The following is a 20,522-nucleotide window of genomic DNA, read 5'->3' on the forward strand; positions in this document are numbered from 1 at the left end:
CGACGACGACACACGCAATCAAACCCGTAGCGGAATCGAGGAGGTTGCGCCTCAAACGAAGCTTCACTTCAATGTCCTCCGCCGCCGGACGCTTTGACCGGTGAAAAGAAAATCGTGAACGGAATGCAAAGCGTGCAGAAAATCGCGAGGAACGCGAACACGTCGACATAGGCGAGGAACGTCGCCTGCGAGATGTACGTGGTGTACAGATGGCCATTTGCGGTTTGCAGCGCCTGCGACAGCGGCATGCCATTCATGTCGGCGATCCTCTGGGCGTTGCGTTGCAAGGTATCGTTGTAGTTCTGCGAAAGCGGCGACATGAACTCCGACAGGTGCGCCATGCGCGCCTGCGCGCGCTCGCGAACCATCGCGGTCGACAGCGAGATGCCGATCGAACCCGCGACGTTGCGGAACATCGTAAACAGCGCGGACGCGTCGTCGTTGAGCCGCGGCGGCACCGTCAGATACGCGAGCGTCGTGATCGGCACGAACAGGAAGCCGATCGCGAGCGACTGCGCACTGCGCATCTTCACTAGCGTGAAGTAATCGATGTCCGGCGTCAGCGTATGCGAATACGCGAGCGCGCACGCGAGCAGCCCGAAGCCGGTCGCCACCAGAAAGCGCGTCTGCACGTGCGGCATCATTTTGCTGATCAGCGGGATTTCCATCGTGATCAGCACCGCGCCCGGCGACAGCACGAGGCCCGCGAGCATCGCCGTATAGCCGAGCTGCTGCTGCGCGAGCTGCGGCACGAGCACCGCGCTGCCATAGAGAATCGTCGCGAACGCGGCGATCGTCACGCAGCCGAGCGCGAAGTTGCGGTCCTTCAGACAGCGCAGATCGACGACCGGCTTCTTCGTGTACAGCAGCCAGTAGATCGCGCCGACGATGCCGGACACCGCGAGCACCGCGAACGTGCGAATGAAGTTCGATGAAAACCAGTCGTCGTCCTCGCCGCGATCGAGCATCACCTGCAGGCAGCCGAGGCCGATCGCGATCAGAACGATGCCCACGTAATCCACCGACACGCGCAGGTCGCCCTTGCGTTTCCACGGTGGGTCCTCGACCAGTTGCATCACCGCGAGCGAGGTCAGCACGCCGAACGGCACGTTCACGAGGAACACCCAGCGCCACGAAAAGTTGTCGGTGATCCAGCCGCCGAGCGTCGGCCCGAGCACCGGCGCGACGACGATCGCGACCGCGGAGATCGAGAACGCGCGGCCGCGCTGCTGCGGCGGAAAGGTGTCGAGAATGATCGACTGCTGGTTCGGTTGCAGCCCGCCGCCGAAAAAGCCCTGTAAACAGCGGAAGATGATCAGCTGCCACAGATCGGTCGCGATGCCGCACAGAAACGAGCACGCGGTAAACGCAATGATGCAGACGAGGAAATAGCGCTTGCGGCCGAGCAGCCGGCCGAAGAAACCCGAGAGCGGCAGCACGATGCCGTTGGCGACCAGATACGAGGTCAGCGTCCACGTCGCTTCGTCGTAGCTCGCGGACATCGTGCCCGCGATATGCGGCAACGCGACGTTGACGATGGTCGTGTCGAGCACTTCCATGAACGCCGCCAGCGTGACGACGATCGCGATCAGCCACGGATTCGCGGATGGCTTCCAGTTCGACGATGCGTCGCCTGGCGCGGCATCGGACGCCGTCATTTCAGGTACACCTTCGGCTTAACCGACAAGCCGAGCCCGAGCGGATGATCGCGCGGCAGACCTTCGTCGATGATGATCTTGACCGGCACGCGCTGCACGATCTTCACGAAGTTGCCGGTCGCGTTTTCGGTCGGGAACGCCGAGAAGCGCGAGCCGCTGCCGAGTTGCACGCTATCGACATGGCCGCGCAGCTCGAGCTTCGGATACGCGTCGACGTCGACCTCGACCTTGTCGCCGGGGCGCATGCGTTCGAGCTGCGATTCCTTGAAGTTCGCGGTGATCCATACCTGCGGCGTGACGATCGAGAACAGCGACACGCCCGCGGTGAGGAAGCTGCCGAGCTGCACGTTGCGACGTGTGATCCAGCCATCCGACGGTGCGCGCACCTCGCAATACGACAGATTCAGCTGCGCCTGTTCGAGCTGCGCCTCGGCCTGATGCACCTGCTGGCGGCGTTCGTCGACGCTGGCCGCGGCCTCGCGCAACTGCTGCGGCACGAGGCTCGCGGTGCGCTGCTGTGCACGCGCCTGCTCGACGCTCGCGCCGGCCGACTGGCGCTGCGCGTCGGCGGTATCGACGTTCTGCTGCGTGGTCGCGCGCGGATCGACCGAGTGCTGCCGCTGCCAGGCGGCTTGCGCCTCGCGCAGATTCGCTTCCGCCGACGAAGTCTGCGCCTTCGCCTGGCGGTACTGCGCGGGATACTGCACGCGCGCGATATCGAGCTGCACCTGCGCGGCGTTCAATTGCGCCTTCGCAAGACCGAGCTGCGCCTTCGCCTGATCGACCTGTGCCTGGTAGTCTCGCTTGTCGATCACGAGCAGCAGGTCGCCCTTGTGCACGAACAGGTTGTCGTCGACCGCCAGCGTCACCACGTAGCCGGAGACTTTCGGCGCCATCGTGATCGCGTTGCCGTCGGTGTAGGCGTCGTCGGTCGTTACTTCGTTGCGGGTCGCGAACCACCAGACGACGCCGACGATGCCGATCAGGATCACGAGCGCACCGAGGATGATCAGCGGTTTTTTGCCGGGCTTTTTCTGCTGGCCGTCGTCGTCGCCGTTGTCCTTGTTCTTGTCGTTGCCGCGTTTGCCGCCGTCATCGCGTGCGTCGTTGCCGTCGCGGCGCGCATCGCCGCGCGACGCATCGCGCCCGGATGCTTCCTTCCCGGCGCTGGCCGAGCCGGTCTCGTCTGACATGGTGAGTCGTTTCCGTCGTTCCAGTGGGTTGAGAATGGGGGAGTGCAATAGATGCCACCCGCGGCCGCCGTGATCACAGCAATGCGCGAGGCCGCGGGCGCTCGGGAAGCACGGGCAGCGCGCAGCGCGCCGCCACGCGCCTATTGACCGGCGGGCTTGTCGTGCCCGGTCTTTGCCTTGTCCTGCTCCGGTTCGATCTTGGTGGTGCCGCCCGTCGAAGGCGGGTCGCTAGCCGGGAAGCTGTCCTCGACCTGTTCGTCGATCTTCTGTTCGCTCTTTTCCGAGTGCGGATGCTGTTCCTTGTGTGTCGTCATGGTGGCTCCTTCCCAAGGTTGAACGGCAAGACGATGGCTCACGACGCCGCCGCTTGCGGCGCGCTGCCGGCCGTCGCGCCGATGATCGCGAGCGCCTCGGCGCGCGACAGCCCGCCGCGCATCGCGTCCGAAAGCCGCGCGGTCAGCGCGTCGCGCTCGCAGGCGAACACCGCGTCGACATTGCCGTCGCGCACGTACAGCGCGATGAACTGGTGATGATCGAAGTCGCCATCGACGACGATCTCATCCCACTCGCTCGCGTGGCCCAGGTATTCGAAGTTCTTGCCGTAGTGATAGGTCCAGAAGAACGGCACGTCCGCATAGCGGGTACGCAAGCCGCACATGTTCTGCGCGGCGATGCGCGCATGCTGCTGCGCGACGCGCCAATGTTCGATACGCAGCGGCTCCTGGTTCTCGTGCAGCGAGAACACGGCGATATCGCCGGCCGCATACAGACCGCACGCGGCGCTCATGCCGGCATTGACGACCACGCCGCCGTCCTTCTGCAACGGCAGTCCTTCGACGAACCCTGTAGCCGGCGCAACCCCCGTGCCTAGCAACACGACATCGGCGGCGATGGCTTCGCCGTCCGCGAGCATCACCGTATGCACGTTGCCTTCCTCGCCCTCGAGCGAGGCGACCTTCGCGTCGAGATAAAACTTCACGCCATTGCTTTCGTGCAGCGCGCGAAACATCTGGCCCACGCGCTCGCCGAACTGCTTCACGAACGGCACCTTGTCGCGCGAAATCACGGTGACGGGCACGCCGTGCTTGCGCAACGCGGATGCGACTTCGAGGCCGATGAAACTGCTGCCCAGAATCGCGACGCGGGTTTGCGATGCATCGTCGCCGAGCGCGTCGATCAACGCGGCGGCATCGTCGAGGTGCCGCAGCACGTGCACGCCGCCGAGTTCGCAGCCGGGAATGTCGGGCACTTTCGGCACGCTGCCGGTGGCGAGCAGCGCGGTGTCGTATTTGAGCGGCTCGATGCTCTGCCCGCCATTACCTGCGCCGGCTTCGAAATGGATCGTGCGCACGGGCACGTCGAGCCGCGCGACCTTCGCGACGATCCGTTCGATGCCGTGCGGGTGCAGCCAATCGGGCGGCAACAGCGGCGGCACGTCGGCGGGTGGCATTTCGAACGACGGAACGAATTTGCTCAGCGAGGTGCGGTCGTACGGCGCGTGCGCTTCGTCGCCGATCAGCGTGATGCGGCCGTCGAAGCCGAACTCGCGTAACGCGGCACAGGCGGCGGCGCCGGCCGCGCCCGCGCCGATCACCACGTAGTGCTTGCGTTGCGCGGCGGCATCGAGCGCGGGCGTGTGCGCCGCCGCTTCCGGCGCGACGATTTTTTCCGCCGATACGAGCACGTCGTCGCCATCGAGCGTGACCGGGTAGCGATCGAGCGGCAGCAGCGGGGGTGGCTCCAGCACGTTGCCGGTCGCGACATGGAAGGTGCCCTTGTGCCACGGACAGATGATGCGGCCGTGGCACAGCGCACCCTCTTCGAGCGGGCCCCCCGCATGCGGGCAATCCGGGGAGTACGCGTGCACGGTGTCGCCGTCGCGCACGAGCAGGATCGGCGTGTCGTCCACGGTGACGCGCACCGCGCGCTCCGCCGGCAATTCCGATAGCCGCGCAACGCGGCGGGCAGTCGTCGACATGGTGAGGCCTCGCGCATGGAAAGGCTCGCGCAGCGCATCGAGGCGCGTCGCGAGCAGGAACGGAAGTGGGCTGGCCATCGAGCAGCGATAAGGCAGCAATCGATGTGCCCGCTAGGCCTGGCGAAGTGATGCAGCGAACCCGCTTGGGAAGATAGGCCGAGTTGCGGTAAATTTCGAGGCAGGGGAATTAGCACGCGAACAGCGGTGTGCGAATTTACAGGCAATGCCTTCCCTGACCGTATGCAACTTTGATGGAGCAGGTGAACGTGCAGCGTGCAGAACGTGTCGCAGTCGATGTGCCGATGCCGTCGCGCAATTTCGCGGCGACACGGCGCATGTTGCTGATCGTGCTGGCCGTGTCGATCGTGTTTCCGTTGGCCTGCCTCGCGGGCTATGGCTACTTCGACTACCAGCGCCGGATCTCCGATGCGAACGACATGATCGACCGCCTCGCGCGCGTGGCGCAGGAGCAGGCCGTCAAGGTGCTGGATCTGAACCGGCAGATGGCCTCGCGCGTGATCGAGCTGCTCGGCGATTCCGACGATGCGCAGATCCGTGCGCGCGAGCGCGAATTGCACGAGCGCCTGCAGAGCATTGGCGGCGACTTTCCGCAGGTGGCATCGATCGCGCTGCTCGGCGTGAACGGCGAGCTGCTCGTATCGAGCCTCGCGTATCCGGCGCCGGCGCTGCAGACCGGCCAGCGCGACGATTTTCTCGCCGCGAAGGCGATGCGTCCGCAGCCGTATTACTCGCTGCCGATGTTCGGCCCACTCTCGAAGGTCGACGTCTTCACGACCGCGATCGGCCGCTCGGACGCGAACGGTCGGTTTCTCGGCGCGGTCACGGTCGCGCTGCGCAACGAATATTTTTCGCGCTTCTATCACGAACTGACCAACGGCGATCCGTCGCTCGCGCTCGCACTCTACCGGCAGGACGGCAATCTGCTGGTGCGCTATCCGCCTTGGCCGGCCGGCGCGCGGCCGTCGATGCACAGCGCGTTCATGTCCGCGTTGCGCGACAAACAGCTGTTCGGCCACGTGCGTCTGAATTCGACCGTCGACGGCGTCGAGCGTCTGCTCGCGTTTCGCCGCGTCGGCGACTACCCGTTGTATGTAATGAGCGCGTATGCGACGTCGTCGATCGTGGCGGGGTGGCGCACGCACTTTCTGTTCATCGCGGCGCTGACGGCGGTGCCCTGTATCGCGATCTGGGCGCTCGTACTGTATTCGCTGCGCCAGCTCGAAGCAGAGCGGCGCGCGTGGGAGCGCTGGCAGGGCGAGGTCGCGATGCGTCTGTCGGCCGAGGCGTCGAGCCGGCAACTGCAGCGCATGGGCGCGCTCGGCAATCTGGTCGCCAATGTCGCTCACGATTTCAACAATCTGCTGATGGTGGTGTCGGCCAATACCGAGCTAGCGCGGCTCAAGCATTACAACGATCTCGAGAAGGAAATACATGCGGTCGAGCGTGCCACCGCCACGGCCGAAGCGCTGACACGGCGTCTGCTCAGCGTCGCGCGCAAGCAGCCGCTGAAGCAGGAGCCCGTCGAGCTGGCACGCTGGCTGCCGGCCGCCGTGCCGCTGATCAACGCGGCGCTCGGCGACACGATCGAGCTGGCGCTGCGCATACCGGAGGGCCTGTGGCAGGTGCTCGTCGATCCGACCGATCTCGAGTTCGCGATCGTGAACATCGCGATGAACGCGCGCGATGCGATGCCGCGCGGCGGGCGCTTCGTGATCCGCTGCCAGAACAATCGGCTGGTCGGCAGCGACACGCTGCTGCCTGACGGCGAATACGTGCTGATCGCCTGTTCCGACGACGGCGAAGGGATGCCCGAATCGGTCGCGCGACGCGCGTTCGAGCCGCTCTTCACGACCAAGCTGCGCGGTTCGGGCACCGGCCTCGGGCTCGCCCAGGTCCTGTCGATGTCCGAGCAGGCCGGCGGCACCGCGAAGATCGACAGCGTGCTGGGCAGCGGCACGACGGTACGGATGTTTCTGCCGCGCTATCGCGAGCGCGCCGCAACGGCCGGCGTCGACGCGCGCCAGCCGTTGCCGAGCGCGGCCGGGGTCATACTGCTCGTCGAGGACAACGAGGACGTCGCGGCCGGCGTGACCGCAGTGCTCGAAACCTTCGGCTGCGAGGTCCATCACGAGCCGACCGCCGACCAGGCGTTCGACGTGCTGAACGCCGGCGAGCGCTTCGAGCTCGTGCTCTCGGACATCCAGATGCCGGGCAAGCTGAACGGTATCGACCTCGCGGAGAAGATCCGCAGCGCGTGGCCGTCGCAGAAGATCGCGCTGATGACCGGCTACGCCGACGAACTCGACCGCGCGCGTCGGCTCGGCATCGCGATACTCTCGAAGCCGTTCAATATCGACGAATTGCATGCGCTGGTGGCGTGCGGCACCTGAAGCCGCGGCAAGCGGTTCGCGCATTGCGTGCATGGGCTTTTCCTGTCGTGCTGTGCTGCGGCACAGCACTTGCTGAAAAGAGTGCGAGGTTTGCGCGTGCGGCTGCCGCGCGCCCACTTCGTTTCGACACTCTCGACACCCAGGAGAATCGCCATGAAGATCAGACACGCAGTGCTCGTTTCCACCTTGCTCGCGGCTTCGTCGCTCGCGATGGCCCAAGGTGCCGGCGGTGGCGGCGGCGGCGGCGGCGGGGGGCCGGCCGGCACCGACCCGAGCACCAATGCCGCGACCTCGTCGCGCGAGGGCGGTGACGCGGGCCCGGCGACGACGGCTACGCCTGCGACCCACCATCACATGAAGAAGCACTCGAAGTCGAAGAAGCCCATGACCGATTCGACGAATATGCCGGGCGCCGACGCGAGCAGCGATACGAAGGGGCAGTAAGCGCCGCGTTTTGAGGCAGAAGCGCAGAAGGAGCCACGCGCCGGTCCCCCGGCGTGTCGGCTCCTGCGTTTTTGTGCGCAAGCGTGCTGACGGGCGATTCGCGCTTCGCCCGCCGGCGGGTCAATCCTTTTCCATCGACGGGTCGTACTTGCCGAGCGCGGCCGCGCCATTCAGACGCGCGCGCTTGAGCAGCGCCTGCTGCGCTTCCTTTACGTTGCCCGGCTGGCCGCGCCACGCATTCAACGGCGGCTCCTGCAACGCACGCCCATACGAAAAGCTCAGATTCCACGGCAGCGCGCCGAGCCGGTTCATCGCGCTGAGATTGGCGGTAGCCTCCTCGGGCGACTGTCCGCCCGACAGGAACACGAGACCCGGCACCGAAGAGGGTACCGTGCGCATCAACACGCGCACGGTCGCCGCCGCGATATGCGCGGTGCTCGACTGCTGCTCATGCTCGGAGCCGGCCAGCACCATGCTCGGCTTCAGCACGATATGTTCGAGCACGACGCGATGTCGATGCAGAGCATGAAACACCTCGTGCAACACGGCCTCGGTCACTTCGGCGCAACGCTCGACCGTGTGATCGCCGTCCATCAGCACCTCGGGTTCGACGATCGGCACGATGCCGGCTTCCTGGCTGATCGCGGCGTAGCGCGCGAGCGAATCGGCGTTCGCCTCGATCGCGAGCCGGCTCGGCAGGCTCGCGCTGATGTTGTAGACCGCGCGCCACTTCGCGAAGCGAGCGCCTTGCCGCTTGTAATCGACGAAGCGTTTGGCGAGACCGTCGAGGCCTTCGGTGATCTCGTCGCCCGGAGCGAGCGCGAGCGGCACTTTGCCGAGGTCCACCTTGATGCCGGGCACGATGCCGTTCGCCGCGGCCACTTGCGGGAACGGCGTGCCGTCGTCGGCTTTCTGGCCGAGCGTTTCCTGGTAGAGGATCACGCCGCTCACGAACTCGCCGAGGCCGGGTGTCGTCAGCAGCAGGTTGCGATACGCGCGACGGTTTTCTTCGGTCGATTCGAGGCCGATCGTCTTGAAGCGTTTGGCGATGGTCGGGCCGCTTTCGTCGGCGGCGAGAAGACCCTTGCCCGGTTGAATCATCGCCTTGACGGTGGCTTGCAGCTCGCTACGGGTGTCCATGAGGTGTGCTCCCTTGGGTAGGCTCCGTACGATGCGGTGTGCGGAGAAGTGCCGGTGACGGTTTCCTTTGCGTGACGAGTGGGTGCGAAAGCGGACTTTATTCGCCGAGCAGATGCAACACGATATCGCGCGGCTGTGGCTGACGCCGATGTTCGAACAGATAGAGCCCCTGCCATGTGCCGAGCACCATTCTTCCATGCTCGACGGGCACCGCTAGCTGCACCTGCGTGAGTGCCGTGCGCAAATGCGCGGGCATATCGTCGGGGCCTTCGGTGTCGTGCTCGTAGCGCGTGTCGTCCTCTGGCGCGAGGCTCTCGAAGTAGCGCTGCAGATCGCGCCGCACCGATGGATCGGCGTTCTCCTGAATCAGCAGCGATGCCGACGTGTGTCGGCAAAACACCGTCAAGAGACCCGTACGGATGTCCGTATCGTCGACGAAGCGGCGCGCGTCGTCGGTAAATTCGACCAGGCCGCGGCCACGGGCCTGGACACGCAGATGATGGATGACCTGGCGCATGATGGAGATCGAAAGTCAGAGCGACGCGAACGCGTCCTCGATGTCCTCGGCGCTGCGAGGCCGCACCACGCGCGCGACCTCCGCGCCGTCGCGCATCAGCACGAGCGTCGGCCACAGCTTGACCTTGAACGAGCGGCCGAGCGGGCGGCCGGGACCGTCCTCGATCTTCAGATGCCGCAGGCCCGCGTGCGGCGCGAGCGCCTGCCGGATCGAGGCCTGCGCGCCCTGGCAATAGCCGCACCGGTCGGTGCCGAATTCGACGACGGTGGCGCCGGGCAGCGAGTCGAGCTCGGCGCGGGAAGGGGCTTTCGGGGAATAAGCTGTCGAGGAGGTCATGCGTGCTCCGCTCTTGATCTTGATCTGCCAAGGGTAGCAGCTATGCTGCGGATCGTCAGCGCAGCGGCCGTATGCAGCCGATGCTCGTGATGTCGCCGCGGCATGTTAAAAAGCGGTGCGCGCGTGCTCGACCGATCGACGCGCCGCGTCATCGCACGGAATCTCGCAAAACATGAACGCCCGAATCTATCTGCAACATCCGCAGCACAAGGACGCAATCGCGGTCGCGACCGGCTTCAGCTGGGGCGCGTGCCTGCTCGGCTTCATCTGGGCGCTGTCGAAGAGAATGTGGTTCGCCGCGTTCGTGATGCTGGGCATCAACGTGATTCTGCTCGGCATCGGTCTGTGGGGCGAGACGGCCGACCTGATCGGCTTCGTGCTGTCGATCCTGTTCGCGTTCGCGTGCGGCGCGTATGGCAACCGTTGGCATCGCTGGACGCTCGAACAGCGCGGCTACGTCGTCGTGTGATGCGTTCGCGCTGGAGCGGGGATTGCTGCGCGCAGACGTGTGATCGAAGCTGAGTTCAATCGGTGATGGAGGCGTTTCATGCTCATTGGATCGACAGTCGCTGGTCTCGCCGTGTCGTTGGGGATGTTGGCCAGCGCACCGCTCGCCCACGCCGCCGACGCGGCGCCCCGCGCCACGCTCGCCGCCGCCCCCGCCACACCAGCGTCCGCTCCCGCCGACGACACCTTCCTGCTGACGATCTTTCTGCGCCACGACGAATCGAAGCCGCTGCCGAAGATCAACGATCAACTGCGCGAGCAGGGCTTCTTCAAGACCTTTCCGCCGCCCGGCATCGAAGTCGTGTCGTGGTACGTGATGATGGGCATCGGACAGGTCGTGACGCTGCGCGTGCCCGCCAGCCGGTTGCGCGAAGTGAACCGTGCGATCGAATCGACCGCGTGGGGCGGCTATCACACCGAGTTCTATCCGACCTACGACTACAAGGCGCAGGCGCAGCAAATGCGCGCAACTGAGGGCAAATAGCGGCGAGCGTGCCGGCAGCTTGCCGCTAACCGCACGCATCGGCACGGCACGGCGCGAGCGGCGCTGCGCACGGGCGCGCGCATTCCACATTTGGGACGGCTGTTGCGCGGGTTTACGCGAGCCGCGCTCCGGGTCGATAATGCCCCGGTCGTTTTGGCCCCAACCCGCGACGCCTATCGTGCCGTCGAGCGCATCGAAGCGCAGCGAGGCCCGCTCCACCTGACCCTCCGCCCCCGTGTTGAAAACTGCGCGTTTTTTCGACCTGCTTCGCATTCCTGGCTTCAAGCCGCTCGCTGCCGCCACCCTGATGCTCGGTGTGGCGATGTCCTTCACCGCACCGTATCTGTCTCTGTTCGGCATCGAACGCGCCGGCATGACGCCGTTTCGGCTCGGCGTATTCATGACGCTGATCGCCGCGAGCGGCGTGCTCGCGAGCACGGCCGCCGGGCGCTGGAGCGACCGGAGCGGGCGGCACCGGCCGTTGTTGCTGGCGGCGCTGATCCTGGCCGCGCTCGGCTACCTGTGTCTGTGCGTGGTGCGCGATTACCGGCTGCTGCTCGTGGTCGGCATCGTGTTCATCGGCGCGGGCGGCTCGGCGATTTCGATGGTGTTCTCGTTCAGCCGCGCGGCGCTGCCCGTGCCGGACCCCGCCGAGCGCGTGTTCGCGAGCGCGACGCTGCGCACGATCCTGTCGGCCGCATGGGTGTTCGGGCCGTCGGTCGGCGCGCTGGTGCTCGCCGCGACGAGCTTCACCGGGCTGTTCCTGTTCGCGGCCGCGAGCTTCGCGACCTGTGGCTTCATCGTCTGGCGCATGCAGGAGCCGCAGAGCCATCTCGGCGATCACACGGTCGAGGACACCGCGTCCGAGCCGTCCGCGTCGATCACGGTGCCGCCGCTGCGGCAACCCGGCGAGGATGCGCACGAAACGCTGCCAGCCGCGTCGGCGAACGACATCCTGCGCTCGGTGACCGCGCTGACCTTGCTCGGCCTCGCCGCGAACGCGACGATGATCGTGCTGCCGCTCTACATCGTGCACGGGCTGAACGGCACGCATCTCGACGTGTCGGTGATGCTCGGTCTCGGCGCGCTGACCGAGATCCCGATGATGCTCGCGCTCGGCGCGAAGTCCTCGTCGCTGCACAAGCCGAACTGGCTTGCCGCGTGCGCGGCCGTGCATGCGGTGTACTTCGTCGCGATGTCGCTCGCCGGCAACGTCAGCGTGCTGATCCCGATGCAGATGCTGAACGCGTTCGTGGTCGCCGTGACCTCGTGCCTCGGCATGACCTACGTGCAGGATCTGATGCCGCATTCGCCCGGGCGCGCGACCGCGCTGTTCTTCAATGCGGCGCGGGTCGGCTCGATCCTGTCGGGGGTGCTGTCCGGGCTGCTCGTGCAGGCGTTCAGCTATCGCGGCACGTTCCTGTTTTGCGGACTGCTGGGGCTGTGCGCGCTCGTGCTGTTCGCGGTGCCCGGCTATCGTTATCCGCTGATGTGGCGCGCGGTGAAGCGCTTCGCGGCCGAGCAATACGCGAAGCTGGCCGCGCGCCGCGGCACGCGCCTGCCCGAGCGCAGCGAATGACGCGCGACACCGCCGCATCCGCCTTCGTGCGGATGCGGCGCGCCTCCAGCCGCGCGGAACTTTGACCCGCGCCGCACCTCTGCAAAAAAGTGCGGCTTCTTTCGACCCATTCGGCGCACCTTGCGACACAGCGCCTATGCTTAAGGGCAACCACGCCGCCGCAACACGACGACCAGAAAATCGGACAGCGCAACGCAGCATCTTCCGGAGCGAGCTATGCAGCTAGGCATGATTGGATTGGGACGGATGGGCGCCGACATGGTGCGGCGCCTGACCAGAGGCGCTCAGCAATGCATCGTGTACGACGTGCAGCCGGCGGCCGTCGACAGGCTGAAGCAGGAAGGCGTGGCCGGCGCCAGCTCGCTCGAAGACCTCGTCGCGAAGCTCGCCAGGCCGCGCGCCGTGTGGCTGATGGTGCCCGCCGCGGTGGTCGACGCGACGCTCGACAAACTCGTGCCGCTGCTCGAACCGGGCGACATCGTGATCGACGGCGGCAACTCCTACTATCACGACGACATCCGCCGCGGCCAGCAGCTTGGCGCGCGCCAGCTTCACTATGTGGACGTCGGCACGAGCGGCGGCGTGGCGGGGCGCGAGCGCGGCTACTGCCTGATGATCGGCGGCGAGGCCGAGGTCGTGAAACGGCTCGAACCGATCTTCTCGGCGCTGGCGCCCGGCGTCGGCACTGAGAGCGCGACACCGGGCCGCGTGGCGGGCGCGAGCACCGCCGAGCAGGGTTTTCTGCATTGCGGACCGCAAGGCGCGGGGCATTTCGTCAAGATGGTTCATAACGGCATCGAGTACGGGCTGATGGCCGCCTACGCGGAGGGTCTTAACGTGCTGCGCCACGCCGACGCCGGCCGCCACGCGCGCGAAGCCGATGCGGAGACGTCGCCGCTGCGCCACCCCGCGCAGTATCAGTACGATCTGAATCTCGCGGACATCGCGGAGGTGTGGCGGCGCGGCAGCGTGATCGGCTCGTGGCTGCTCGACCTGATCGCCGGCTCGCTCGCCAGCGACACAGAGCTGAAAGGCTACGCGGGCCGCGTATCGGATTCGGGCGAGGGGCGCTGGACCGTCGCGGCGGCGATCGACGAAGGCGTGCCGACGCCGGTGCTCAGCGCGGCGCTGTTCGCGCGCTTCAGTTCGCGCGGAGAAGCCGATTTCGCGAACCGCGTGCTGTCGGCGATGCGGCACGATTTCGGCGGCCATGCGGAAAAGCCCGTCGCGCCGGATGGCGGACTGAAGTAGCCGAGACGACCCACGAACCTGCCACGAGGAACCGCGATGCCAGTCACTTCCGCGACGCCGCACGACGTCGTCTTTCTATTCGATTGCGACAACACGCTGCTCGACAACGATCACGTGCTGCAGGATCTGCGCGCGCACATGATGGGGCAGTTCGGCGAAGAGAACAGTGTGCGCTACTGGGAAATCTTCGAGAACCTGCGCGCCGAACTCGGCTACGCCGACTACCTCGGCGCGCTGCAGCGCTATCGGACCGAGCATCCGCGCGACACGCGTCTGCTGCTGATGTCGTCGTTCCTGATCGAGTATCCGTTTGCGAACCGGCTGTATCCGGGTGCGCTCGACGCGCTGCGGCATGTGGCCAAGTACGGGCCGACGGTGATCCTGTCGGACGGCGACGTGGTGTTCCAGCCGCGCAAGATTTCGCGCTCGGGCCTGTGGGACGAAGTCGAAGGACGCGTGCTGATCTACATCCACAAGGAGTTGATGCTCGATCAGGTGATGGATTGCTATCCGGCGCGCCATTACGTGATGGTCGACGACAAGCTGCGGATTCTGGGCGCGATGAAGAAGGCATGGGGCACGGAGCTGACGACCGTGTTTCCGCGCCAGGGACACTATGCGTTCGATGCGAAGGAGATCGCGAACAATCCGCCCGCGGACGTGAGCGTCGGGCGAATCGGCGAGTTGGCGGAGATCGACGTGGAGACGCTGTTGCGTAGCGGGAAGGGCAACTAGGCGGCGCCGCGCGCGATGTGCGGGCACCGCTTCATGGGTGAAGCCGCGGGTGAAGTCGCGAGATCAAGCGCCCAGCGCTTTCAGGCGCGCCTGGGTATCGGCGGCGCCCATCCGTGCGGCGGCATCGGCCGCGCTGACGCCGTTCGCGTCGCGCGCATGCGGGTCCGCGCCGTGCGCGAGCAGCAGATCGACGATTGCGGTGCGGTTGAACATCGCGGCGATCATCAGCGCGGTGCGGCCATCGGGCGATGCGCCTTCGACGTCGGCGCCATGCGCGAGCAAGGTTTCGATCACCTTGTCGAAGCCCTTGAACGCGGCGCCCGCGATCGGCGTCTGTCCCGTATCGTTGCGCAGGTTCGCATCGGCGCCCTGTTCGAGCAGCGTGCGCACCGCGTCGACGTGGCCGTGATAGCTCGCGAGCATCAGCAGGCTGTCGCCGCGTTCGTTGCGCAGATTCGGCGGTACGCCCTTTTCGATGACGGCGGCGAGCATCGTCGCATCGCCGCGTCGCGCAAGGTCGAACACTTCGCGGGCGAGCGCCTGCAATTCAGGATCGGGCTGCGAAGCGGGCGGGTTGTTGGTGTGGTCGCTGTGGTGGGCCAAAGCTCTCTCCTTGCGTTGAACGAGCGGCGCGATGCAAACGTCGCGCCCGGTCTCGCAAAGAGCATACACATTCCGCGGCGCTCGCGTCCGCGTGCCGACAGCGGCGCCGCTGTGCTACGCGTGGCTGAACAGCTTGACCAGCAGCCCGAATACGCCTATCGGTATTCCGACCGCCACGAACGTCAACGCGAGCGTAAGGACCAGAACCTTAAGCACTTTGAGCGCACTGGGAGATCTCGACATGGCGGCCATTGACCTGAGACAGAGGATCACGAAAAGAAAGCAGACAGCGCAAGGCAATTGCAGTACGAATGCCACATTCAGCGCGAGATACTGCGAGGGGTAGAAAACTTTCGCCCCCGGTTTGAGCAGCTTAGTACATTCGACCCGTGCCCCACGGCTTCGTTTCGAGTGCACCGCATCATCCGCCAACCAGCCTGACAGTTCTTTTCGAGGAGTGACGCCATGGCCGAAGCAACCTCGCATCCCACCCCACCGCAAGTTCTGGACCCTGATACGCTGCGCAACCTCGATCGCTACTGGCGCGCATGCAATTACCTGTCGGTCGGCATGATCTATCTGCGCGACAACCCGCTGCTGCGCGAGCCGCTCAAGCCCGAGCACATCAAGAACCGGCTGCTCGGCCACTGGGGTTCCGACGCCGGCCAGAGCTTCGTGCTCGTGCACCTGAACCGGCTGATCCGCAAATACGATCTCGACATGATCTTTCTGTCCGGCCCCGGTCACGGCGCGCCGGCGAGTCTCGCGCACTGCTATCTGGAAGGCACCTACTCGGAGGTCTATCCGGACCGCAGCGAGGACGAAGATGGCATGCGGCGCTTTTTCCGGCAATTCTCGTTCCCGGGCGGCGTCGGTTCGCATTGCACGCCCGAAACGCCGGGCTCGATTCACGAAGGTGGCGAACTCGGCTACTGCCTGTCGCACGGCTACGGCGCCGCGTTCGACAATCCTGAGCTGATCGTCACCGTGATGATCGGCGACGGCGAAGCGGAGACCGGGCCGCTCGCCACCTCGTGGCATTCGAACAAATTCCTGAATCCGATCCGCGACGGCGCGGTGCTGCCGGTGCTGCATCTGAACGGCTACAAGATCGCCAATCCGACGCTGCTCGCGCGCATTCCGCGTGAAGAGCTCGAAGCATTGATGGTCGGTTACGGGCACAAGCCCTATTTCGTCGAAGGCGACGATCCTGACACGATGCATCAGCAGATGGCGGCGACGCTCGAACAATGCATCAGCGAAATTCGCGCGATCCAGCAGAACGCGCGGCAGAACAACGACACCACGCGGCCGCGCTGGCCGATGATCGTGCTGCGCTCGCCGAAGGGCTGGACCGGGCCGAAAGAAGTGGACGGTCACAAGGTGGAAGGCTCGTGGCGCTCGCATCAGGTGCCGGTGGCCGATGCGGTGACCAATCGCAAGAGTTTGAAGATCGTCGAGGATTGGCTGCGCAGCTACGGCCCTGAAACGCTGTTCGATGCGAACGGCCGGCTCGTCGAAGAACTGCGCGCGCTCGCGCCCGAAGGCGCGCGCCGCATCAGCGCGAATCCGCACGCGAACGGCGGGCTGCTGTGCAAGATGCTCGACATGCCGTCGTTCCGCGATTACGCGGTGGCCGTGAAGAAACCGGCGGCGGCGTATACGTCGCCGACCGCGGTGCTCGGCACCTTCCTGCGCGACGTGATGCGCAAGAACATGTCGAACTTCCGGCTGTTCGGCCCCGATGAAACGTCGAGCAATAAGCTGCATGCGGTTTATGAAGTGTCGGGCAAGACCTGGCTCGATCCCCTCGAACCGAGCGACGCCGACGGAGGCTACCTGTCGCCCGACGGCCGCGTGATGGAGATGCTCAGCGAGCACACGCTCGAAGGCTGGCTGGAAGGCTATAACCTGACCGGCCGTCATGGGCTCTTCGCGACCTACGAAGCGTTCGTGCACGTGATCGACTCGATGTTCAACCAGCACGCGAAATGGCTCGAAAAATCCAAGCGCGAGCTCGGCTGGCGGCAGCCGGTGCCATCGCTCAATCTGCTGATCACGTCGATCGTGTGGCGCCAGGATCACAACGGTTTCACGCACCAGGACCCCGGTTTTCTCGACGTGGTCACGAACAAGAGCCCGGAAGTGGTGCGCATCTATCTGCCGCCCGATGCGAACTGTCTGCTGAGCGTTGGCGACCACTGCCTGCGCTCGCGCGACTACGTCAACGTGATCGTGTCCGACAAGCAGCCGCATCTGGATTATCTCGACATGGACGCGGCCGTCATTCATTGCACCAAAGGTATCGGCATCTGGGACTGGGCGTCGACCGACCAGGGCGCCGAGCCGGACGTCGTGATGGCGTGCGCGGGAGACATCGCGACGATGGAAGCGCTCGCCGCCGTGCAGATCCTGAAGGAGCACTGCCCGACGCTGAAGATCCGCTTCGTCAACGTGGTCGATCTGTTCCGCCTGATGCCCGAGCGTGCGCATCCGCATGGACTGTCCGACCGCGATTTCGATTCGCTGTTTACGACCGACAAACCGGTGATCTTCAACTTCCACGCGTATGCGGCGCTCGTGCACAAGCTCACGTACAACCGCAAGAACCACGGCAACATGCACGTGCATGGCTACAACGAGAGGGGCAACATCAATACCCCGCTCGAACTCGCGATCATCAACGGCGTCGACCGCTTCACGCTGGCGATCGATGCGATCGATCGCGTACCCACGCTGCGCGGTGTCGGCGATCATACGAAGGAGTGGCTGCGCGGGCAGATCATCGAGCATCTCGCGTATGCGCACGAGGAGGGGATCGACAAGGAGGAAATCCGCAACTGGACGTGGAAAGGCTGAGGGGGACACCATGCACGACCACGATCAGGAACGCACGATCCTCGTGTTGAACAGCGGGTCCTCGTCGCTGAAGTTCGGGCTTTTCGCACCCTCGGCCGACGACGAAACGCTGCTGCTCGAAGGCGCGGCCGAGGGCATCGGCCGCACCGATGGCCGCCTGCGGATCAAGGCGGCCGATGGCCGCGTGCTGTTGCAGCAGGACCAGAAGCTCGACTCGCAGACCGAGGCGCTGCAACAGCTTTCGCAACTGCTCGTGCAACAGCATCATGCGCGGCCCTTGGCGGTGGGGCATCGCGTCGTGCATGGCGGCCCGCATCTGCGCACGCACCAGCGCATCACCGACGACGTGCGCCGCCAGTTGCTCGACGCGCTGCACTTCGCGCCACTGCATATCCCGCCGGCACTCGAGTTGATCAACGAAGCCACGGAGATTTTCCGCGACGCTACGCATTACGCGTGCTTTGACACCGCGTTTCATGCGACGCTGCCGCCGCGCGCCGCGCGGCTCCCGCTGCCGCGCCGTTATGCGGACGCCGGCGTCATCCGCTATGGCTTTCACGGGCTGTCGTACGAATCGCTGGTCAAGCAACTCGGCGCGGCTTTGCCGTCGCGCGCGGTGTTCGCGCATCTCGGCAATGGTGCGAGCCTGTGCGCGCTGCTCGACGGCCGCTCGGTCGATACGACGATGGGCCTGACGCCGACCGGCGGCATCCCGATGGGCACGCGCAGCGGCGACCTCGATCCGGGCGTGCTGCTGTATCTGATGCGCGCGGAACGCCTCGACGCCGATGCGCTGGACACGCTGCTCAATCGCCAGAGCGGTCTGGCCGGTTACGCGGACGGCGAAAGCGACATGCAAGCGCTGCAAAAAAGCGCGGCGGCCGGCGATGCGCACGCGTCGCTCGCGCTAGATGCGTTTGCGACCGGAGTGCGCAAGACGATCGGCGGATACGCGGCACTGCTTGGCGGCATCGATCTGCTGGTGTTCACCGGCGGGATCGGCGAGCACAGCGCCGAGGTTCGGCGGCGCGTATGCGACGGTCTTGCGTTTCTTGGGCTCGTCGAGGGCGATCCGGCGGGCAAGGTGAGGGTGCTGCACACAGAGGAGGAGAAGCAGATCGCGCGGCATTGCCGGGAACTGCTGCAAGCAGGCTAGAGCTGACGCGCCTGACCCGCTATTACAGCGTTATGCCGATTTGACGACCGTCCGGTCCGCGATGCCGGTGACGCCGAACAACCGCGTCACGTCTTCGAGCATCGCGATGCGCTGTGCTTCGCGCTGAAGCTCACCCGACAGCGTGATGCGTCCGTGCGTGACCTTCACGCGCACCGCGCGCGGCGGCACGGCCGAGTCCCACGCGAGACGGCGCGCCGCTTCAGCGGCGATCTGAGCGTCGGTCAGGCGGCCAGGCTCGCCAGATTTCCAGCTAGCGGAGCGCATCGAGTCTCCACGAAACAGAATGTCCATCCCTTCACACTAGCAGATGCGGCGGGATTTGCCCGCGTGCGCGCCTGGCCGCTGCCGCGCGCGTTTCAAGGGTATGCTCACGGTTCGTTCCGACCGAGCCCACGCCCGAATCATGTCCGACTTTCCCATCGACAACCCGTTTCTCGAATCGCTCGGCGTGCGTCTGACGCAATGGCGCGACGGCTACGCTGAGCTGCTGATGCCGATCGACGCGAGCAAACTCAATCGTCAGGGCGTGCTGCAAGGCGGCGCGATCGCGACGCTGCTCGATGCCGCCGCGGGCTACGCGGGCCTGTATGCGCAGCCGGGACAACCGGTGCGGCACGGCTTCACGCTGTCGCTGACCACCAACTATCTGGACAAGGGGCTCGGCGCGACGGTCACCGCGAAGGGCTTTCTCGAACGGTCGGGCCGCTCCATTTTCTTTTCGCGCGCGGAAGCGTGGGTGGACGGCAAGCTGCTGATCGCGAGCGCGCAGGGCACCTTCAAGTATTCGAAGACCGCCTGACGCGCGACGGCGCCGGCAGCGCAGATTCCCGCACCGCGCGAACCGCGCCGCGTTTATCATAGTGGCCACCTGACAGAACGCGCCGTCCAGCCGCGAACGGCGCGCGCATCTTCCACGAAACCTCGCATCCCCATGAATTCGACTCCCGACGCTCCTTCCCGACCCTCGCTGCGCGCGCTGACCGCGCTCGAAGGACGTGTTCTCGGCGTGCTCGTCGAAAAACAGAACACAGTACCCGACAGTTATCCGCTATCGCTGAACGCGCTGACGCTCGGCTGCAATCAGAAGACCGGCCGCGCGCCGGTGATGAACGCGACCGAGGCCGAGGTGCTGACCGCCATCGACGGCTTGAAACGCCTGAGCCTCGTGTTCGAGGGCAGCAGCAGCCGCGTGCCGCGCTTCGAGCACAACATGAACCGCGTGCTCGGACTGCCGGGACAGTCGATCGCGCTGTTGACCACGCTGCTGCTGCGCGGCCCGCAAACGGCCGCCGAATTGCGCCTGAACAGCGCGCGTCTGCACGGTTTCGCCGATATCTCGTCGGTCGAAGCGTTTCTCGACGAGCTCGCCGCGAACGATCCGCCTCGCGTCGTCCGGCTGCCGCGCATGGCGGGCGAGCGCGAGAATCGCTGGATGCATCTGTTGTGCGGCGAGGTCAGCATCAGCGAAGCCGCGCAGTCGGCGGTTGCCGAGGACGACAGCGTGCCGCTGTCCGCATTCGAGGCGCTGAAGGCCGAGCAGAAGCGTCTCGCCGATGAAGTCAGCCGTCTGCAGGCCGTCGTGCGGCGCATGGCGGCCGAGCTAGGCATCAGCGCGGACGATTTGTGATCTGAATTGCACACGGAAACGGA

21 protein-coding genes are annotated in these 20,522 nt (G+C 65.7%); 11 read left to right on the forward strand and 10 right to left on the reverse strand.

The window, feature by feature from the left end; all coding sequences use genetic code 11:
• Window positions 1-68: 68 nt before the first annotated feature.
• The 4 genes from AB3X86_RS12630 to AB3X86_RS12645 all read right to left on the reverse strand — a co-directional run bounded on the left by AB3X86_RS12630 (window position 69) and on the right by AB3X86_RS12645 (window position 4,829).
• A complete protein-coding gene (locus AB3X86_RS12630; RefSeq protein WP_368596237.1) occupies window positions 69-1,658 on the reverse strand; it encodes a DHA2 family efflux MFS transporter permease subunit in 1,590 nt (529 codons plus the stop codon).
• On the reverse strand, window positions 1,655-2,851 hold the full coding sequence (locus AB3X86_RS12635) for an HlyD family secretion protein (protein WP_368596238.1): 1,197 nt from the start codon (window positions 2,849-2,851) through the stop codon (window positions 1,655-1,657). Before AB3X86_RS12635 ends, AB3X86_RS12630 begins: the two co-directional genes overlap by 4 nt.
• A 140-nt stretch (window positions 2,852-2,991) precedes the next feature.
• Complete coding sequence (locus AB3X86_RS12640; RefSeq protein WP_368596239.1) at window positions 2,992-3,165, reverse strand: hypothetical protein; 174 nt, start codon at window positions 3,163-3,165, stop codon at window positions 2,992-2,994.
• A gap of 38 nt (window positions 3,166-3,203) precedes the next feature.
• Entirely contained in the window at window positions 3,204-4,829 is a 1,626-nt protein-coding gene (locus AB3X86_RS12645) for an FAD-dependent oxidoreductase (protein ID WP_368596324.1), read from the reverse strand.
• Window positions 4,830-5,095: 266 nt separating this feature from the next.
• On the opposite strand from AB3X86_RS12645, the gene AB3X86_RS12650 reads away from it, so the two are divergent.
• Both AB3X86_RS12650 and AB3X86_RS12655 read left to right on the forward strand, forming a co-directional pair.
• Window positions 5,096-7,240, forward strand: a complete 2,145-nt coding sequence (locus AB3X86_RS12650) for a response regulator (protein WP_368596240.1) — start codon at window positions 5,096-5,098, stop codon at window positions 7,238-7,240.
• A 153-nt stretch (window positions 7,241-7,393) separates the two neighbouring features.
• Complete coding sequence (locus AB3X86_RS12655; protein ID WP_368596241.1) at window positions 7,394-7,684, forward strand: hypothetical protein; 291 nt, start codon at window positions 7,394-7,396, stop codon at window positions 7,682-7,684.
• 120 nt (window positions 7,685-7,804) lie between these two features.
• Here AB3X86_RS12655 and AB3X86_RS12660 read toward each other — a convergent pair whose 3' ends face one another.
• The 3 genes from AB3X86_RS12660 to AB3X86_RS12670 form a co-directional block, all read right to left on the reverse strand.
• A complete protein-coding gene (locus AB3X86_RS12660) occupies window positions 7,805-8,824 on the reverse strand; it encodes a class I fructose-bisphosphate aldolase (protein WP_368596242.1) in 1,020 nt (339 codons plus the stop codon).
• 97 nt (window positions 8,825-8,921) lie between these two features.
• On the reverse strand, window positions 8,922-9,341 hold the full coding sequence (locus AB3X86_RS12665) for a secondary thiamine-phosphate synthase enzyme YjbQ (protein WP_368596243.1): 420 nt from the start codon (window positions 9,339-9,341) through the stop codon (window positions 8,922-8,924).
• Between the two features lie 15 nt (window positions 9,342-9,356).
• Window positions 9,357-9,677, reverse strand: coding sequence for a thioredoxin family protein (locus AB3X86_RS12670; protein ID WP_368596244.1), 321 nt, complete (start codon window positions 9,675-9,677; stop codon window positions 9,357-9,359).
• Between the two features lie 172 nt (window positions 9,678-9,849).
• Between AB3X86_RS12670 and AB3X86_RS12675 the strand changes: the two genes are divergently transcribed.
• From AB3X86_RS12675 to AB3X86_RS12695, 5 genes are all read left to right on the forward strand, one after another.
• On the forward strand, window positions 9,850-10,146 hold the full coding sequence (locus AB3X86_RS12675; protein WP_176381497.1) for a DUF2628 domain-containing protein: 297 nt from the start codon (window positions 9,850-9,852) through the stop codon (window positions 10,144-10,146).
• Between the two features lie 78 nt (window positions 10,147-10,224).
• Window positions 10,225-10,668, forward strand: a complete 444-nt coding sequence (locus AB3X86_RS12680; RefSeq protein WP_368596245.1) for a hypothetical protein — start codon at window positions 10,225-10,227, stop codon at window positions 10,666-10,668.
• 235 nt (window positions 10,669-10,903) lie between these two features.
• Window positions 10,904-12,247 (forward strand): sugar efflux transporter, encoded by a 1,344-nt coding sequence (locus AB3X86_RS12685; protein WP_368596246.1) that lies wholly within the window; start codon window positions 10,904-10,906, stop codon window positions 12,245-12,247.
• 216 nt (window positions 12,248-12,463) lie between these two features.
• Window positions 12,464-13,498 (forward strand): phosphogluconate dehydrogenase (NAD(+)-dependent, decarboxylating), encoded by a 1,035-nt coding sequence (gene gnd, locus AB3X86_RS12690; RefSeq protein ID WP_368596247.1) that lies wholly within the window; start codon window positions 12,464-12,466, stop codon window positions 13,496-13,498.
• Window positions 13,499-13,534: 36 nt separating this feature from the next.
• A complete protein-coding gene (locus AB3X86_RS12695) occupies window positions 13,535-14,233 on the forward strand; it encodes an HAD family hydrolase (RefSeq protein ID WP_368596248.1) in 699 nt (232 codons plus the stop codon).
• 63 nt (window positions 14,234-14,296) lie between these two features.
• On the opposite strand, the gene AB3X86_RS12700 is transcribed toward AB3X86_RS12695, so the two are convergent.
• Window positions 14,297-14,836: an ankyrin repeat domain-containing protein gene (locus AB3X86_RS12700; RefSeq protein WP_368596249.1), complete on the reverse strand. Its 540-nt coding sequence runs from the start codon at window positions 14,834-14,836 to the stop codon at window positions 14,297-14,299.
• Between the two features lie 114 nt (window positions 14,837-14,950).
• Complete coding sequence (locus tag AB3X86_RS12705) at window positions 14,951-15,079, reverse strand: hypothetical protein (RefSeq protein ID WP_368596250.1); 129 nt, start codon at window positions 15,077-15,079, stop codon at window positions 14,951-14,953.
• A 222-nt stretch (window positions 15,080-15,301) separates the two neighbouring features.
• Here AB3X86_RS12705 and AB3X86_RS12710 point away from each other — a divergent pair, with 222 nt between their 5' ends.
• Both AB3X86_RS12710 and AB3X86_RS12715 read left to right on the forward strand, forming a co-directional pair.
• A complete protein-coding gene (locus AB3X86_RS12710; RefSeq protein WP_368596251.1) occupies window positions 15,302-17,695 on the forward strand; it encodes a phosphoketolase in 2,394 nt (797 codons plus the stop codon).
• Between the two features lie 10 nt (window positions 17,696-17,705).
• Window positions 17,706-18,851: an acetate/propionate family kinase gene (locus tag AB3X86_RS12715; RefSeq protein WP_368596252.1), complete on the forward strand. Its 1,146-nt coding sequence runs from the start codon at window positions 17,706-17,708 to the stop codon at window positions 18,849-18,851.
• Between the two features lie 30 nt (window positions 18,852-18,881).
• On the opposite strand, the gene AB3X86_RS12720 is transcribed toward AB3X86_RS12715, so the two are convergent.
• The gene (locus tag AB3X86_RS12720; RefSeq protein WP_368596253.1) at window positions 18,882-19,136 is read right to left on the reverse strand and encodes a BON domain-containing protein; all 255 of its coding nucleotides are present in this window, start codon (window positions 19,134-19,136) and stop codon (window positions 18,882-18,884) included.
• 139 nt (window positions 19,137-19,275) lie between these two features.
• On the opposite strand from AB3X86_RS12720, the gene AB3X86_RS12725 reads away from it, so the two are divergent.
• Both AB3X86_RS12725 and AB3X86_RS12730 read left to right on the forward strand, forming a co-directional pair.
• A complete protein-coding gene (locus AB3X86_RS12725) occupies window positions 19,276-19,671 on the forward strand; it encodes a PaaI family thioesterase (protein WP_368596254.1) in 396 nt (131 codons plus the stop codon).
• A gap of 132 nt (window positions 19,672-19,803) precedes the next feature.
• Window positions 19,804-20,499, forward strand: coding sequence for a YceH family protein (locus tag AB3X86_RS12730; RefSeq protein WP_176125735.1), 696 nt, complete (start codon window positions 19,804-19,806; stop codon window positions 20,497-20,499).
• The last annotated feature ends 23 nt before the right edge of the window (window positions 20,500-20,522 follow it).

The organism is Paraburkholderia sp. BR14374, from assembly GCF_040948685.1.
Taxonomy (GTDB): Bacteria; Pseudomonadota; Gammaproteobacteria; order Burkholderiales; family Burkholderiaceae; genus Paraburkholderia; species Paraburkholderia youngii.

What these genes read in the sequence shown, in the direction of transcription:
- AB3X86_RS12725 (WP_368596254.1), top strand. Translation starts at nt 19,276, where the DNA reads ATGTCCGACTTTCCCATCGACAACCCGTTTCTCGAATCGCTCGGCGTG.
- AB3X86_RS12680 (WP_368596245.1), top strand. Translation starts at nt 10,225, where the DNA reads ATGCTCATTGGATCGACAGTCGCTGGTCTCGCCGTGTCGTTGGGGATG.
- AB3X86_RS12635 (WP_368596238.1), bottom strand. Translation starts at nt 2,851, where the DNA reads ATGTCAGACGAGACCGGCTCGGCCAGCGCCGGGAAGGAAGCATCCGGG.
- AB3X86_RS12630 (WP_368596237.1), bottom strand. Translation starts at nt 1,658, where the DNA reads ATGACGGCGTCCGATGCCGCGCCAGGCGACGCATCGTCGAACTGGAAG.
- gnd (WP_368596247.1), top strand. Translation starts at nt 12,464, where the DNA reads ATGCAGCTAGGCATGATTGGATTGGGACGGATGGGCGCCGACATGGTG.
- AB3X86_RS12730 (WP_176125735.1), top strand. Translation starts at nt 19,804, where the DNA reads ATGAATTCGACTCCCGACGCTCCTTCCCGACCCTCGCTGCGCGCGCTG.
- AB3X86_RS12710 (WP_368596251.1), top strand. Translation starts at nt 15,302, where the DNA reads ATGGCCGAAGCAACCTCGCATCCCACCCCACCGCAAGTTCTGGACCCT.
- AB3X86_RS12640 (WP_368596239.1), bottom strand. Translation starts at nt 3,165, where the DNA reads ATGACGACACACAAGGAACAGCATCCGCACTCGGAAAAGAGCGAACAG.
- AB3X86_RS12655 (WP_368596241.1), top strand. Translation starts at nt 7,394, where the DNA reads ATGAAGATCAGACACGCAGTGCTCGTTTCCACCTTGCTCGCGGCTTCG.
- AB3X86_RS12675 (WP_176381497.1), top strand. Translation starts at nt 9,850, where the DNA reads ATGAACGCCCGAATCTATCTGCAACATCCGCAGCACAAGGACGCAATC.
- AB3X86_RS12720 (WP_368596253.1), bottom strand. Translation starts at nt 19,136, where the DNA reads ATGCGCTCCGCTAGCTGGAAATCTGGCGAGCCTGGCCGCCTGACCGAC.
- AB3X86_RS12715 (WP_368596252.1), top strand. Translation starts at nt 17,706, where the DNA reads ATGCACGACCACGATCAGGAACGCACGATCCTCGTGTTGAACAGCGGG.
- AB3X86_RS12645 (WP_368596324.1), bottom strand. Translation starts at nt 4,829, where the DNA reads ATGTCGACGACTGCCCGCCGCGTTGCGCGGCTATCGGAATTGCCGGCG.
- AB3X86_RS12665 (WP_368596243.1), bottom strand. Translation starts at nt 9,341, where the DNA reads ATGCGCCAGGTCATCCATCATCTGCGTGTCCAGGCCCGTGGCCGCGGC.
- AB3X86_RS12695 (WP_368596248.1), top strand. Translation starts at nt 13,535, where the DNA reads ATGCCAGTCACTTCCGCGACGCCGCACGACGTCGTCTTTCTATTCGAT.
- AB3X86_RS12670 (WP_368596244.1), bottom strand. Translation starts at nt 9,677, where the DNA reads ATGACCTCCTCGACAGCTTATTCCCCGAAAGCCCCTTCCCGCGCCGAG.
- AB3X86_RS12660 (WP_368596242.1), bottom strand. Translation starts at nt 8,824, where the DNA reads ATGGACACCCGTAGCGAGCTGCAAGCCACCGTCAAGGCGATGATTCAA.
- AB3X86_RS12705 (WP_368596250.1), bottom strand. Translation starts at nt 15,079, where the DNA reads ATGTCGAGATCTCCCAGTGCGCTCAAAGTGCTTAAGGTTCTGGTCCTT.